At 58.2% G+C, this 15,165-nt stretch carries 14 protein-coding genes; 5 read left to right on the top strand and 9 right to left on the bottom strand.

Going from position 1 to position 15,165, the window contains the following annotated elements; genetic code table 11:
- Nucleotides 1-231: 231 nt before the first annotated feature.
- The 6 genes from HMPREF3158_RS01835 to HMPREF3158_RS01810 form a co-directional block, all read right to left on the bottom strand.
- Nucleotides 232-1,854, bottom strand: a complete 1,623-nt coding sequence (locus tag HMPREF3158_RS01835) for a cytochrome bc1 complex cytochrome b subunit (RefSeq protein ID WP_062038180.1) — start codon at nt 1,852-1,854, stop codon at nt 232-234.
- Nucleotides 1,854-3,074: a cytochrome bc1 complex Rieske iron-sulfur subunit gene (locus HMPREF3158_RS01830; protein ID WP_062038177.1), complete on the bottom strand. Its 1,221-nt coding sequence runs from the start codon at nt 3,072-3,074 to the stop codon at nt 1,854-1,856. The genes HMPREF3158_RS01835 and HMPREF3158_RS01830 overlap by 1 nt, the downstream gene beginning before the upstream one ends.
- Nucleotides 3,071-3,958: a cytochrome bc1 complex diheme cytochrome c subunit gene (locus tag HMPREF3158_RS01825; RefSeq protein ID WP_062038174.1), complete on the bottom strand. Its 888-nt coding sequence runs from the start codon at nt 3,956-3,958 to the stop codon at nt 3,071-3,073. Before HMPREF3158_RS01825 ends, HMPREF3158_RS01830 begins: the two co-directional genes overlap by 4 nt.
- Before the next feature lie 71 nt (nt 3,959-4,029).
- A complete protein-coding gene (locus HMPREF3158_RS01820) occupies nt 4,030-4,614 on the bottom strand; it encodes an aa3-type cytochrome oxidase subunit III (protein WP_179294365.1) in 585 nt (194 codons plus the stop codon).
- A 612-nt stretch (nt 4,615-5,226) separates the two neighbouring features.
- Nucleotides 5,227-5,658 carry an aa3-type cytochrome oxidase subunit IV gene (locus HMPREF3158_RS01815; RefSeq protein WP_061923558.1) on the bottom strand — a complete coding sequence of 144 codons (432 nt, stop codon included), beginning with the start codon at nt 5,656-5,658 and terminating at the stop codon, nt 5,227-5,229.
- 23 nt (nt 5,659-5,681) lie between these two features.
- Nucleotides 5,682-6,758, bottom strand: coding sequence for an aa3-type cytochrome oxidase subunit II (locus tag HMPREF3158_RS01810; protein WP_061923561.1), 1,077 nt, complete (start codon nt 6,756-6,758; stop codon nt 5,682-5,684).
- 410 nt (nt 6,759-7,168) lie between these two features.
- On the opposite strand from HMPREF3158_RS01810, the gene asnB reads away from it, so the two are divergent.
- Nucleotides 7,169-9,091 (top strand): asparagine synthase (glutamine-hydrolyzing), encoded by a 1,923-nt coding sequence (asnB, locus tag HMPREF3158_RS01805; protein WP_062038171.1) that lies wholly within the window; start codon nt 7,169-7,171, stop codon nt 9,089-9,091.
- Between the two features lie 170 nt (nt 9,092-9,261).
- Here the strand turns inward: asnB and HMPREF3158_RS01800 are convergent, their stop codons facing one another.
- On the bottom strand, nt 9,262-9,606 hold the full coding sequence (locus HMPREF3158_RS01800; RefSeq protein ID WP_061923570.1) for a HesB/IscA family protein: 345 nt from the start codon (nt 9,604-9,606) through the stop codon (nt 9,262-9,264).
- Nucleotides 9,607-9,759: 153 nt separating this feature from the next.
- Here HMPREF3158_RS01800 and HMPREF3158_RS01795 point away from each other — a divergent pair, with 153 nt between their 5' ends.
- Nucleotides 9,760-10,461: a DUF3043 domain-containing protein gene (locus tag HMPREF3158_RS01795; protein WP_061923573.1), complete on the top strand. Its 702-nt coding sequence runs from the start codon at nt 9,760-9,762 to the stop codon at nt 10,459-10,461.
- A gap of 54 nt (nt 10,462-10,515) precedes the next feature.
- Nucleotides 10,516-11,529: a nicotinate-nucleotide--dimethylbenzimidazole phosphoribosyltransferase gene (locus HMPREF3158_RS01790; RefSeq protein ID WP_062038165.1), complete on the top strand. Its 1,014-nt coding sequence runs from the start codon at nt 10,516-10,518 to the stop codon at nt 11,527-11,529.
- Between the two features lie 21 nt (nt 11,530-11,550).
- On the opposite strand, the gene HMPREF3158_RS01785 is transcribed toward HMPREF3158_RS01790, so the two are convergent.
- On the bottom strand, nt 11,551-12,657 hold the full coding sequence (locus HMPREF3158_RS01785; protein WP_061923579.1) for a branched-chain amino acid aminotransferase: 1,107 nt from the start codon (nt 12,655-12,657) through the stop codon (nt 11,551-11,553).
- Nucleotides 12,658-12,778: 121 nt separating this feature from the next.
- Between HMPREF3158_RS01785 and HMPREF3158_RS01780 the strand changes: the two genes are divergently transcribed.
- Entirely contained in the window at nt 12,779-14,278 is a 1,500-nt protein-coding gene (locus tag HMPREF3158_RS01780) for a leucyl aminopeptidase (RefSeq protein ID WP_062038150.1), read from the top strand.
- 22 nt (nt 14,279-14,300) lie between these two features.
- Here the strand turns inward: HMPREF3158_RS01780 and HMPREF3158_RS01775 are convergent, their stop codons facing one another.
- Nucleotides 14,301-14,693 carry a hypothetical protein gene (locus HMPREF3158_RS01775; RefSeq protein ID WP_061923587.1) on the bottom strand — a complete coding sequence of 131 codons (393 nt, stop codon included), beginning with the start codon at nt 14,691-14,693 and terminating at the stop codon, nt 14,301-14,303.
- A 139-nt stretch (nt 14,694-14,832) separates the two neighbouring features.
- On the opposite strand from HMPREF3158_RS01775, the gene HMPREF3158_RS01770 reads away from it, so the two are divergent.
- Nucleotides 14,833-15,165: biotin/lipoyl-containing protein (locus HMPREF3158_RS01770; protein ID WP_305764344.1), on the top strand; the 333-nt coding region annotated here is incomplete at its 3' end.

The raw sequence follows: 15,165 nt of genomic DNA, 5'->3' as shown, positions 1-15,165 counted from the left end.
CACGGAGTTGACAACCTATATAGGAACACCCCCTTAAAGCGTGCTCTTTATCCCCAGAGCTCTCTCCTTAAAGACTGAATGGATTGCTTCCTATATATAAAGAGTAGAAAACGGCAAGCAACACAGGCGCCTAGCGGGCCGATGTGGGGATCGCTAAAGCCCCCGCCTCTCCTACTAGCAGTAGGAAAGACGAGGGCTTGTGAGCGAGTTTCAGGCTCTTATATAGAAGCCTTAGATGCGGCCGTGCTCTTCGTCTTCGCGACGGTTTGCCTCGTTGAGGCGGCGGAACATTTCTGCCTCCTCAGCGTGGTTCTCCTCGTGAATTTCGTGGACACGGTGCATGAGTGCGGAGTCATCCGGGGAGAAAATACCCTGGGTCTCAGAGTCAGCGAAGCCAAGCTGGTTGAGCTGCTTCGGAACCTGAGCGCCAGCGTACTCCAGCGGAACCGGGTGGCCGTGCTCGTCGACCGGGCCAAGCGGCTGGTGGACCTCGATGAAGGCACCATTCGGCAGCTGCTTGATAACACCGGTCTCGATGCCATGCTCCAAGACCTCGCGGTCGGAACGCTGCAGACCAACGCAGATGCGGTAGGTCATGAAGTAAGCGATTGGAGGCAAGACGATGAGGCCGATACGACCAACCCAGGTCATTGCGTTCAGCGAGATCTGGAAGAAGTGTGCGACGTGGTCGTTACCACCGGACAGGGTCACCAGCAGGAAGAAGGTGATTGCCATTGCGCCGATAGCGGAGCGAACCGGAACGTCGCGCGGACGCTGCAGCAGGTTGTGGTGAGCGTCGTCGCCAGTGAACTTCTTCTCCAGGAATGGGTAAGCGAACAGCAGGACGACCATCGCACCACAAAGCAGTGCAACCCAGAATGCGGAAGGAATGGTGTAGTTGCCGAGGTACAGCTCCCATGCCGGCATGACACGAGCAACACCGTCAGTCCACAGCATGTAGATATCCGGCTGGGAACCAGCGGAGACCTGAGACGGGTTGTACGGGCCAAGCAGCCAGATGGCGTTGATGGTCAGCAGACCAGACATCAAAGCCAGAACGCCAGCAACCATCATTCCCATGCCGATTGCCTTCGTAGCGAAGACCGGCATAATGCGGACGCCGACAACGTTGTTTTCTGCGCGGCCTGGTCCAGGGAACTGGGTGTGCTTCTGGAACCAAACCATGATGAGGTGAGCGGCAACCAGACCCAGGATAATGCCCGGGATAACCAGAACGTGCAGGATGTAGAAACGGTCCAGCATGAGGTCGGACGGGAAGTCGCCGCCGAAGATTGCCCAGTGCAGCCAGGTGCCGATAATAGGCAGGCCCAGGATGATAGCGGACATGATTCGCAGACCAACGCCGGAGAGCAGATCGTCCGGGAGGGAGTAGCCGAGGAAGCCCTCGACCATGCCCAGGAGAATCAGTGCACAACCGATGATCCAGTTGGCCTCACGCGGGCGACGGAACGCACCGGTGAAGAAGATGCGGAGCATGTGAGCAACCATGGACATCATGAACATCAGTGCTGCCCAGTGGTGCATCTGGCGGATAAACAGGCCGCCGCGAACCTCGAAGGAAAGATCCAGCGCAGTTGCGTAAGCGCGGGACATCTCAACGCCGTTCAGCGGGGTGTATGCACCGTCGTAGATGACCTTCGTGATGGAAGGGTCGAAGAACAGTGCCAGGTAGATACCGGTCAGCAGCAGGATGATGAAGCTGTAAAGAGCCATCTCACCGAGCATGAAGGACCAGTGGGTCGGAAAGACCTTGTTCAGCTGGGTTCGCAGTACTCCGGCTGCGGAGTAGCGCGAATCCATGTTGTTGCCCATCTTGGCAAGTTTGTTACTCATTATGACTTACGCTCCCAGAATGCAGGTCCGACAGGCTCGATAAAGTTGCCCTTGGCAACGAGGTAGCCCTCTTCGTCCACGCCGATCGGCAGCTGCGGCAGTGCACGGGCTGCAGGTCCGAAGACCGGCTTGCCGTAGTGCAAAGCGTCGAACTGCGACTGGTGGCACGGGCACAGAATGCGGTTGGTCTGAGCCTCGTACAGAGAGGTCGGGCAACCAATGTGGGTACAGATCTTGGAGTAGGCGTAGTAGTCGCCGTAGTGGAAGTCTTCCTGACCAGCACGCTCAATTGCCTTCTGTGCGTCGGAGTGACGCAGGCGGATGAGCATCACGGCGTTGCGGTTGCCGTGAATGGAGTGCATGTGGTTTTCGTAGACGTCCTTATCCTCAGACCACAGGTCACCATCGTTGACGTCTTCCGCAGCAAGCGGGAAGACAGTCTCCATGCCGCCGGCAGCGAGGTCCTCAGGACGCACGCGAACCAGACGAGCGAGGCCACGGGTGGTGTAGTGGGTACCGGACTCGCCCTCGTGCTTTTCCGCAATAGTAGAGGTATCGCGAGCCAGGTAGAGCTTCACGCCCTTCTCGTGCATGGTCCAACCGGAGGTCCACAGAGTGCCGTCGCCAGCGTAGTTAAGCTCGTGGCGCTTCTTCCATGGGTTGTTGATTGCGCCGCCCAGCGGAGCAATAACGGACAGACCAAACAGAACGCCTGCGCCGCCGAGCAGACCCATGATGGTTTTGCGACGACCCAGAGTGGAGGTCTTCCAAGAATCGTTCAGAAGAGCAGTCAGGGTGCGGCGGTCAACTTCCTCGGAAGGGCCGTCGTGACGACGCTGAACGGAAATCTCTTCAGGCAGAATCTTCTTAACGTACTGAACGATGGCAAAGCCCAGGGCCAAAATAGCCAGGCCAGCGGTAACACCCAGCAACGGGGTGTAAAGGGTATGCCACCAGATGCCGTCCTCTCCCAGCATCTTGTACTGCCAAGGCCAGAAAAGGTAAACGCCAAGGAAGGCGATACCAGCGATGACAGACAGTGCCAGCCAGAAGGTGACGTTACCGGCGGCGCGCTTTTCAGCTGGGTCGCCATCAACCGGGAAACGCTCCTTGCGGAACGCAACGGTTACGTCATCGAGCTCGGTGCCGAGAGCGGCAAGCTCATCGTTGCTCATCTTGTCGAGCTCTGCGTTGGTGTAGTTCTTCTTTACATTGCTCATGAGCGCGATCCAATCCACATAGCGGCAACGCACAAAGCGCTGATGCCGATGATCCACATTGCGAGACCCTCAGCAACCGGGCCCAATCCACCAAGGTCCCAGCCTGCTGGAGACGGGGTTTCCTTTGCAGACTTGAGGTAGGCGATGATGTCCTTCTTCTCGTCTGCGGAAAGCTGACGGTCGGAGAACTTAGGCATGTTCTGCGGACCAGTCAGCATTGCCTGGTAGATCTCCTGCTCGTTGGCCGGAGCCAGCGGCGGAGCGTACTTACCGGAGGACAAAGCGCCGCCCTGGCCGGTGAAGTTGTGGCAGGATGCACAGTTCATGCGGAACAGCTCGGAACCCTTAGCTACGTCCTCGGCCTGGATCTGGCCGTTGTAGTTAGCGCCACGAAGAGATTCCTGAGCAATGGTGCCGTCTTCGTTGTAGACGATGTCAGCGCCGCCACCATTTGCTGCAACATAAGCTGCAAGCGCCTGGGTCTGCTGCTCGGTGTAACGCGGGGTCTTGCGCTCAGCCTGTGCGTCGTTGGACATCATCGGCATGCGGCCGGAGTGTACCTGGAAGTACACGGAGCCAGCACCGATGCCAACGAGGGACGGGCCGCGGCCCTCGATGCCCTGCAGGTTGGCACCGTGGCAGGTGATACAAGCAACGTCGTAGATGTCCTTGCCCTCTTGAACGAGAGCCTGGTCATCCTTCTGAGCGGTTGCGATCTGCGCGTCTGGGGTCAAGGCGGAAGCCAGGACACCAGCACCAGTCAGACCGATGCTCAGAGCGAAGGCGCCGGCAAGAGTGCGCTTCGCCTTGCGGCGACGGCGGGTCTTCTTAGCCGCGGCAGTGGTCTCTTCCACTGCGGCGGTTTGCTGAATGTTATCCATCATTTTCCTTTAGATAACTCGTACACGGAAATGGATGGCTGTAGGCCGAGAGCCTGCTCCCGGGCTCCTACGGCCTACTGGACTAGGTAGATGACTACGAACACGCCAATCCAGACAACGTCGACGAAGTGCCAGTAGTAGGACACTGCCATCGCTGCGGTTGCCTGTGCTGGCGTGAACTTGGACTTAGCAATACGCGCCAGAATGATCGCGAAGGAGATAAGGCCTGCAGTCACGTGTGCAGCGTGGAAGCCGGTCAGGATGTAAAAGACCGAACCGAAGACGCTGGACTGAACAGTCACACCGTGCGTGATCAACTCTGTCCACTCAAATGCCATGATGCCCAAGAAGACAACACCCAACAGCAAGGTCACTGAGTACCAGAGTCGGAGCTTGTATACGTCACCCCTTTCTGCTGCGAATACGCCGAACTGGGAGGTCACGGAAGACGAAATCAGCACTGCCGTGATGATGAATCCCATCGGCACGTTGATATGGGCGGTATGCTCCGCCCAGTCGCCTTCCTGGCCGTTTGCACGCGAGGTGAACCACATCGCGAACAGTCCGGCAAAGAACATCAATTCCTGAGACAGGAACACGATGGTGCCAACGCTGACCATGTTGGGTCGGTTCAGCGCGGCAACACGTGGTGCTGCCATACCTTGGTTTGAAACTACGCTCGTCACGCATAACAGTATGGCCGGTCAGAGACGTGAAGTCACTTTAATTCCCCCCGATTTTTTGAAGCTACTTTTCGCCATGCCACAGCGCTTTGCCAGCAAAGGTTAATTTTGGAGAAAAATCGGCTGCTAGCGGGAACTTTTGCTACTGCTTTACGACGTCCCATCCGTGCAGGTAAACAGCTTATTGGCCGGTTAACCGCCGAAAGGACCGCGAAATCGTCGGAAAATTTGAACACTTAAGATGCGCTTTGCAACCGAATTGAGCAATTAGGTCGATGATATAAATCACAAAACGGTCGCTGCTAAAAATAGCAGGTTTCCAACTTTCGGTTGACCCCCGCGAAAATAGCCCCTAACGTGCCATTACTCGGCGATATAGCGCGCGTTGAGAGCAGCTTTCACTATCGTCTCCTCCCCCGCTACATCCGCTTTAGAAAATCTTTTAGATTTTGTGGGAACTTTTGGAACCTTCCATCCGACGCAGAGATCGCCAAAGTCCCCCACCACGGAAAGTGATGGGGGACGCGAGAAGTTTTAGGCGGGCGTTATGGGCTGCCGGGATAGGCCGCCACTAACGCGCAAGGAAAGTTAGTGCTTTTCCTTCGGCAGACCGTACTGCAGGGACAGACCGGTAACGGAAGCCACCAGGCAAGCAGCGCCGAGAACGATGAGCCAGAAGTACAGGAAGATGATGCCCAGACCAAGCAGCGCGATGGAGCCGGTCATAGCCAGCGGCCAGATGGAACCCGGGGAGAAGAAGCCGAGGATGCCAGCGCCGTCCTCAGTCTCTGCCTCTTCCCAGTCCTCAGGAGCGACGTCGACGCGGGAATCGGTGAAGCTGATGTACACGCCGAGCATGATGCACAGCAGGAACGCCAGGGTAAGGCCGACGATGCCTGCCCACTCCGGACCGTACAGGTAGCCGTCATCCTTCACGAAGTTCACGCCGAGGACGTAAACAATCAGGGAAACAAACAGGTAGGTCGCAATCGAGTAGAAGACCTTAGATGTTGCACGCATTGTGAAATTCAGTCCTTTTCTACTTATGCCTTCGGGGTGTCAACGAAGTTGTCACCGGTGCGGGTATCGCGCTGAGAGTTGAACGGAGAGGTGGTCACTGCGTAAGGATCCTGGCCGATGTGCTCAAGAGCCTCAGCGTTGGTTGCCTCCGGGTTCTGCTCACGGAACTTCAGGTACTTATTGAAGTCATCGCGGTTAACAACACGGATCTCGAAGTTCATCATGGAGTGGTAGGTACCGCACATCTCGGCACAGCGGCCAACGAATGCGCCTTCCTCATCAATCTTCTCAATCTGGAAGCGACGCTCCTGAGCGTTAGCCTCTGGGTGCGCGTAAACGTCGCGCTTGAAGAGGAATTCCGGAACCCAGAATGCGTGGGAGACGTCACCGGAAGCGAGACGGAACTCAATCGGGGTCTCGGAAGGAAGAACCAGAACCGGAACCTCCTCGGTGGAGCCAACAGTCTCGATCTTGTTGAAGTTCAGGTAGGAGATGTCCCCCATGGACTTGCCGTGAATTGGGTTCGGGTTCTCCACGCCCTCCGGGTCAACGGAGGATTCTTCAGCAATCTTCTTACGCTCGGTGTCCTCGCCGTTGTAGTTCTCGCCGTCTACCTTGTTCTCGGCGTAACCGAACTTCCAGTTCCACTGGTAAGCGGTGACATCGACGGTAACCTCTGGGTTCTTGTCCAGTGCGGTGACCTTCTGCTGCGCCTGAACGGTAAAGAAGAACAGGCCCATGATGATAAGAATTGGCACGATGGTCAGAGTCATCTCCAGCGGCACGTTGTACTGCAGCTGCTTAGGGAACTCGCCCTTGCCATCCTTTTCAGCCTTCTTCGCGTTCCACTTGAAGATGGCGGTGAGGAAGAGCCCCCACATGATGAAACCAACAATCCATGCTGCAACCCAGACCCAAATCCAGAAGTTGTACATAGACTCCGCCTCAGGGGTAATACCCTTTGGCCAACCAAAGCCCAAGAGGTTCTCAACGGCGGTTGGAGCTTCTACGTCACAACCGGCCAATGCGAAGCCGCCAAGAGCGATTGCGCCAGCTAGGCCCGCCTTACGGGCAAAGTTGCGCTGCTTACGCTGTCCCACGTGTGTTCTGCCTTTCTGTCCACACAAACTTCTCGAATACTCACAGAGCATTCCTATCCAATCAGGATAGTGGATGGAGCCTGCGTTTCTTAAGCATTTGATAGCTTCACAGGCCTTCCGAAACACTCTGCAAACTGCGAACGCACTGCATGTTACCGGCCCACCTGCACAAGGGCAGAACCAACCCCTCGAATGGCGGGTTTAGCCTATGACCCAATTCACAAAGGCCATGCGGCTAAATCATCCGAAAGTTCGCACCCTAACGGGTAAGCTGCGCCAACCCCTCCCCGATTGCTGGACAAAGACTGCCACGAAGCTTGTAACTCGGCGCGCGTAACTCCATTTAGGATTTAAGCCCCGTAAAGTATTCGGAAGAAAAAGACCCTTGATTAATAAGGAGCAACCACCCTATGTGCGGACTTTGCGGACTACTGACCGCTAATCACGACGCGGCCAAGTACGTAGATGCCCTCGAACAGTCCTTGCAGTGCATGCACCACCGCGGCCCGGATGCAGCGGGCACCTGGCATGACGACGACGTCGTCTTTGGCTTCAACCGCCTGTCCATCATTGACCTTGAGCACTCCCACCAGCCACTGCGCTGGGGCCCAGAAGATAATCCAGAGCGTTATGCCCTGACCTTCAACGGCGAGATCTACAACTACATCGAGCTGCGCGAGGAGCTTAAGGCAGCTGGCCTGAAGTTCAACACCGAAGGCGACGGCGAGCCCATCGTCGTGGGCTATCACCACTGGGGCGAGGATGTAGTCAATCACCTGCGGGGCATGTTTGGCTTCGTTATCTGGGACACCGAAACCAAGACGATGTTTGCCGCCCGCGACCAGTTCGGCATCAAGCCGCTGTATTACGCCACCACCGAGGCAGGCACCATCTTCGCCTCCGAGATGAAGTGCATCCTCGACATGGCCGAGCCGCTGGGTCTAGACCTCAGCCTCGACAAGCGTGCAATTGAGCACTACGTCGATCTACAGTACGTTCCGGAACCGGAATCCCTGCACGCTAATATTCGCCGCGTCGAATCCGGCTCTACCGTCACGCTGCGCCCGGGCCAGAAGGTGATAAACGATCGCTACTTCAAGCCGCGCTTCCCGGTCCAGAAGGTGGCAGAAGGCAGCGAACAGCAGCTCTTCGACAAGATTGCTAAGGCGCTGGAGGACTCCGTCGAAAAGCACATGCGTGCAGACGTCACGGTTGGCTCTTTCCTGTCCGGAGGCATCGACTCCACCGCGATTGCAACCCTGGCGAAGCGCCACAATCCGGATCTTTTGACTTTCACCACCGGCTTCGAGCGCGAAGGCTACTCCGAGGTCGACGTCGCCGCAGAATCTGCTGAAGCAATCGGCGTTGAGCACATCGTCAAGATTGTCTCCCCAGAGGAATACGCCACCGCGGTTCCAAAAATCATGTGGTACCTGGACAACCCGGTGGCCGATCCTTCCCTGGTTCCGCTGTACTTCGTAGCCCAGGAGGCTCGCAAACACGTCAAGGTCGTTCTCTCCGGCGAGGGCGCGGACGAGCTGTTCGGCGGCTACACCATTTATAAGGAGCCGCTTTCGCTAGCACCATTTGAGAAGATCCCTTCCCCGCTGCGCCGTGGCTTAGGCCAGCTGTCTAAAGTTCTCCCAGAAGGCATGAAGGGTAAGTCCCTACTCAACCGTGGCTCCATGACCATGGAAGAGCGTTACTACGGCAACGCCCGCTCCTTTAACTTCGAGCAAATGCAGCGCGTTATTCCGTGGGCCAAGGAGGAATGGGACCACCGTGAGGTCACGGCGCCCATTTATGCGCAGTCCCGTGACTTCGACCCAGTTGCCCGCATGCAGCACCTCGACCTGTTTACGTGGATGCGCGGCGACATCTTGGTCAAGGCCGACAAGATGAATATGGCTAATTCCCTGGAGCTGCGCGTGCCGTTCTTGGACAAGGAAGTCTTCAAGGTGGCAGAAACCATTCCGCGCGATCTGAAGATTTCCCACGGCACCACCAAGTACGCTCTGCGCAAGGCAATGGAGCAGATTGTTCCGCCACACGTTCTGCACCGCAAGAAGCTCGGCTTCCCAGTTCCAATGCGCCACTGGCTGGCTGGTGACGAGCTCTACGGCTGGGCACAGGACCAGATCAACGAGTCCCAGACCGAGGACATCTTCAACAAGAAGGAAGTTCTGGAGATGCTCAAGGAGCACCGCGACGGCGTGAGCGATCACTCGCGCCGCCTGTGGACGGTCCTCTCGTTCATGATCTGGCACGGCATCTTCGTAGAAAATCGCATCGATCCGCAGATCGAACAACGCGACTATCCGGTAAAGCTATAAGCCTGGTTTCGTCACTTTGACGTTTATCCAAAAAGTGCCCGCCGCTTGCCCTGTCTCCCTTATCTTTCAAAGGGAGGAACAGAGGAAAGCGGCGGGCACTTTTCGTGCTTGCAGCCACGAAGGGCCTTAAGCCAAGACGCTTTAAGCTGAAACGCTTAAAAGCGCGCTATTTAGTTAAAGGAGTCACCACAAGCGCAGGAGCCACCGGCATTCGGGTTGTCAATGGTAAAGCCCTGAGACTCAATGGTGTCAGCGAAGTCGATCTTTGCGCCAGTGAGGTAAGGAACGGACATCTTGTCAACGACGAGGTTTACGCCATCAACGTTGTCGACCTTGTCACCATCGAGGCTGCGGTCGTCGAAGTACAGCTGGTAACGCAGGCCAGCGCAACCACCTGGCTGGACGGCAATACGCAGAGACAGGTCATCACGGCCTTCCTGCTCGAGCAGTGCCTTTGCCTTTGCGGCTGCTGCCTCAGTCAGGATGACGCCGGTAGCGGAAGCTGGAGCGGTCATGTCTTCTCCTCTATTAAGTACGGGTTTTTCTGGCCTCTACCCTACCCTCAATGTTTCGAAGGTGGAAAGGTTGACCTCGCTTACGTCTTTCACAACACCGGGCAGGGCGGGCCTATTCCCATTTAACGGCCACAACCTTGTAGTCTGATCAACGTGAAACTTCCGTGGCAAAAAGATGAAAAGGCGGACGGTAGCGCCGCCCTCCCCGCTTCTCAGATGAGCGAAACCCCGGCTGCTAAAAAGCCGGAGGAACACCGCAAGGGTTACACCCCGCCGAAGGGTCGTCCCACGCCGAAGCGCGATCAGCAAGAGATCGCCCGCGGCGTCAAGCGCGATCCGCACGGCATGTCCGAAGCCCAGCGCTACCAGCACCGCAAGGAGATGAAGGCTTCCATGTCCAAGGAGGAATGGAAGGCCTATAAGCGCAAGGAGCGCGAGGAATCTCGTGCGGCTAACCGCCTTGCCCAGGAGCGCATGGCGAGCGGCGACGAGCGCTACCTGCTGCCCCGCGATAAGGGCGAAGTCCGCCGCTACGTGCGTGACTGGGTAGATTCCCGCAAATTCATCAACGAGTGGATGATGCCTATGATGCTGCTTCTGCTTGTGGTTATGATGCTGGCCAACTTCAGCCCCAACGTTGCCAACTGGGTCAATATCTTCGCCATGGTGGTTATCGCGGTAATCGCCATCGAGGGTTTCTGGCTGGCTCGTCAGTGCAACAACGCAGTGCGCCTGAAGTTCCCGGGAACCACCGAGGCTGGCTTCGGCTTGGGCTTCTACGCATATACGCGCGCTTCCCAGCCGCGCAAGTGGCGTACCCCAAAGCCACGCGTCGAGCGCGGCGCTACCGTCTAAGGCAGTCTTACTTAATCTAGGTAGTTATTTCTAGGTAGTTATTAAGGAGTAGCGATGTCTGAGCTCACGCCGGTTCCGCAGCCTGATCAGCAAGCAGGCCGCGCCGTCGCCGACGCGTTGGCTTCCTCTGTACGCGGAGATTCTTTCGGTAGGTTGAGCGGCGTCGCGAGCTGGCTTGCTGCTTGTCAGGGTGTCGTACCAGCGGCGGCTTTGCGCCGCCCACGCGTTGTCGTCTTCGCTGGTTCGCATGGCATCGCTACCCGCACTTTCGAAGGTGTCGGCCTTTCTGCTTTCGCGCCCGAATCCGACGCGCAGCAGATTGCTGAATTAAAGGAAGGCACCGGACCGAGCCACAGCTTGGCACGCCGCGCAAGCGCCAGCATCACGGTCGTCGATTGTGCGCCCTCCGCCCCTATCGACGCCGAGCCGGCGATGGGCAACGAGGAGTTCGAGGCGGCGTTTTCTTTGGGCCAAGCCACTGCCGACGCCGAGATTGATTCCGGCGCCGATCTGCTCATTCCCGCCGAGGTGGGCGTTGGTGCTACCACCGTTGCCGCAGCGCTCATGGGTCATTTCACCAGCACTGAGCCGGTCGCCATCGTGGGTCCTGGCTCGGGCACCACGGATGCAATGTGGAAGACCAAGGTCACCGTGATCCGCGACGCCATGTTCCGCATCCGCAACTTGGAGGGCGCGGAGGTTATTCAAGCCGCATCCTCGCCTAGCTTTGCGGCGTTGGTGGGCTTTATCTGTCAGGCCACTGCGCGCCGCACGCCGCTGCTTATCGACGGCCCGCTGTGCGCCGCCGCCGCAGTCTTCGCCGAGTCCCTCGCACCAGGCGTAAAGCAGTGGCTGCTCGCGGCGAATGTCACCACGGAGCCGGCACACATTAAGGCCTTGCAGCTGCTGGAGCTGCGCCCACTGCTTGAGCTTGAGATGCGCGCCGGACAAGGCCTGGGCGCACTGGCCGCGTTGCCGCTCATTCAGTCCGCCCTCGAACTTGCCGCGGACGAACTCAATGTTCTCGCAGCAGCTCAAGAGCCGACTCTAGAATCGGCTCAAGAATAGGCCCAAACAGGCGCCGCAGGATTAGTCGGCCTTCTCAACCAGCGTGTGCAGCCAGCCGTGGTTATCTTCTACGCAACCACGCTGGATGCCAGTGAGCCGCTCGCGCAGCGCCATCGTGGTCTTGCCGGCTTCGTTGCCGTTGACCTTGAAGTCAACGTCGTCGCCCATGACATGGCCCACTGGAGTGATAACGGCGGCGGTGCCGCAAGCAAAGGCTTCCGTCATCGCACCCGATGCAACATCATCGCGCCACTGTTGCGCAGTGATGCGGCGCTCCTCAACTTTAAGCCCCATATCCTGTGCTACCTGCAGCAAGGACTTACGGGTAATGCCCGGCAGCAAGGAGCCGGATAGCTCTGGGGTAACCAGGGCCTGGTTTCCTTCCTCGCCGTAGATAAACGCTAGGTTCATCCCGCCCATCTCTTCGATGTACTTGTGTTCGATGGCATCGAGCCAGACCACCTGGTCGCATCCCTTCTCCGCAGCCTGTGCCTGCGCAAGCAGGGAGCCTGCATAATTGCCAGCGAACTTCGCCGCACCAGTGCCACCTGGAGCCGCACGCACATAGTCGGTGCACAGCCAAACCGATACCGGTTTGATGCCACCGGAAAAATATGCGCCTGCCGGTGAAGCAATCAGCACGTAGCGATAAGAATTCGCCGGGTGAACGCCCAAGGAGACCTCAGTGGAAATCATAAAGGGGCGCAGGTACAGCGCCTCCTCGCCGCCCGCGGCTGGAACCCACGCCTGATCGACGTCGACTAGCTGGCGCAGCGACTCGATGAACTCTTCCTGCGGCAGCTCCGGCATGGCCAAACGCGCCGCAGAATCGATGAAACGCTGCGCGTTTTCTTCCGGGCGGAAAGTGGCGATGGAGCCATCCAGCTGGCGGTAGGCCTTAATACCTTCGAAGATGGCCTGGCCGTAGTGGAAGATGTTGGAGGCTGGGTCCATGCTAAACGGTGCATATGGACGCACCTGCGCGTCATGCCAGCCTTTTTCTTCGTTCCAGTCAATGGTCACCATGTGGTCGGTGAACTTTTTGCCAAAGCCAGGATCCTGGAGAATCTCGGCCAGTTTTTCAGTTGAAGTGGGGTGCTCAGTACGCGTTACGGTGTAATTCAACATGCCCCACACGCTACTCCCTTTTTCTATAGGAGGGCAGGCAAAATTCGCCTAAAGATGTGAGCTAGACGGGTAGGGTGTGTGAGGTAAAACCATTTTCAATCCCGAATGCAAGGAGGAAATCGTGGCAAAGTCCGCGTTTACCCTGCCCGCCCGCGGCAGCTTCCCATCTGTTGAACTGGCAAAGAAGGCCCCAAAGAAGGCCGACGCATTGCTCATCGCAGCCTTCAGCGGCGAGGATGGCCTTGAGGTTCCGGGAAGCGACGCTCTGGATTCCGCTGCGCTGCGCGCTACCTACGAGGCGCTTGCTGCGGTAGGCGCAACTGGCCGCGCGGGCGAAATCACCCGCATCCCTGCACCGCAGGATTCCATCGCGCCGCTCATCGTCGCTGTCGGCTTGGGTGACGCTGAGCTTCTCGACGACGAGATGCTGCGCCGCCACGCCGGCACCGCCGCGCGTGCGCTCACCGGCGCTGGCACCGTGGTCACCACCCTTGCGGACTTTGGCCTGACCGCCACCGTCGAGGGCCTCATCCTTGGCGGCTACGCTTACCGCGGCATCCGTTCCGGCGAGACCAACGACTCCGAGTCGCCGGCTTCCTTCAGCGTTATCGCAAACAAGAAGGCAGCCGAAGAGTTCGAGGCCGCGCGCGTTGCCGCTGAGGCTGTGAACCTCGCCCGCGATCTGGTAAATACCCCGGCTAACGAGCTCTACCCCGAGTCTTATGCCGAATTCATCTCCAACGAGGCTGCCGCGGCAGGCCTGGAGGTAGAGGTACTAGATGAAAAGCAGCTGAAGAAGGAAGGCTACGGCGGCATCATCTCCGTGGGCAAAGGCTCCAAGCGCCCACCACGCCTAGTGCGACTTACCTGGGCGCCGAAGGATGCCACCAGCACCGTTGCTCTGGTGGGCAAGGGCATCACCTTCGATACCGGCGGCATCTCCTTGAAGCCGGGCGCCGGCATGTGGGACATGATCTCCGACATGGGTGGCTCCGCAGCCATGGCCGCTGCCATCATTGCGGCCGCCAAGCTGGAGATCCCGGTCAAGGTCACCGCTACCCTGCCATTTGCTGAAAACATGCCAGGACCAGGTGCTACCCGCCCAGGCGATGTGATTACTCACTACGGCGGAATCACCTCTGAGGTGCTCAACACCGACGCCGAAGGCCGCCTCGTTTTGGCAGATGCCATTGCTCGCGCCAGCGCGGATAAGCCGGAGTACCTCATCGAGACCGCTACGCTTACCGGCGCGCAGATTGTCGCGCTGGGTACCCGTACCGCTGGCGTCATGGGCTCCGATCTCTTCCGCGACCGCATTGCTGAGATTGGCCGCGAGGTCGGTGAGAACGCATGGGCAATGCCGCTGCTCGAGGAGCACGACGAAGAGGTCAAGTCCCAGGCTGCCGATATCCGCAATATCAACGCTAAGCGCGAGGGCGGCATGGAATTTGCCGGTACCTACCTGCAGAAGTTCGTCGGCGAGGGCATCGAGTGGGCGCACATCGACGTCGCCGGCCCGTCCTGGAACAACGGCGCACCGCACGGCTACACCCCGAAGCGCGCCACCGGCGTTCCGGTTCGCACCGTGGTTGCAGCGCTGCGCGAAATCGCAGAGTCCTAAACCGCAGCCCTAGCTTGGGCTTCTACTCAGCGCCGTGCTCACGCTCAAAGCGGGCGCGGCGCTGTCTTTGTTCTTCTCGCTTGCGCAAGATGCGTTCGCGCTCCATACGCTCGCGCATGCGCTGGGGGTAGCCGGTTTCTTCTACGTCGTAGACATCGCATTGCAGCAGTTTCGCCACGGCATCGATGCCCTTCGGCCCTCCGATCCGGCGGCGGATGAACTGGCCAGTCTCATCCACGACAACCACGGACATCTCGTTGACCACCGTTTCGGGTTCTACAAATGCTTCGATATAGGCGCGTCCGCGCGCCCACTCAGAAAGGGCTGCTGCGTCTTCCTTCCGGATCGTCTCGCCAGGCCCACGTGGGGGCCGCAGCTGGGACCTAGATCTGTTTCGACGGAAGGGATTAAACATAGGCCATGAGTCTACTCCCCCGTGTACTTACGCACTTAAAACGGACTGGTGGACCCAGATGTGCACGCTAGTCGCACACACGCGGTAGGATTGAGCATCAGCGTTAAACAATTCCGACTTCCGAGGAGTCTTATTACTTATGGCACACTCTGTTGTGATGCCCGAACTGGGCGAATCCGTAACCGAAGGCACGATTACCCAGTGGCTTAAGTCCGTGGGTGACACGGTCGAGGTCGACGAACCATTGCTCGAGGTCTCCACCGATAAGGTCGACACCGAAATCCCTTCCCCCGTTGCGGGCACCATCCTCGAAATCAAGGCTGACGAAGATGACGACGTAGAGGTCGGCTCCGTCATCGCCATCATTGGTGACGAGGGCGAGTCTGCTTCCGATTCTTCCGCTGAAAAGCCAGCCGAGGAAAAGGAAGAAGCCAAAGAAGAGCCGAAGGCTGAAGAGAAGAAGGAAGAGGCT

This window comes from Corynebacterium sp. HMSC06G04 (assembly GCF_001807365.1).
Classification (GTDB): Bacteria; Actinomycetota; Actinomycetes; order Mycobacteriales; family Mycobacteriaceae; genus Corynebacterium; species Corynebacterium simulans.
The sequence above is the reverse complement of the archived record's forward strand: the minus strand, read 5'-3'. Positions and strand labels throughout refer to the sequence as shown.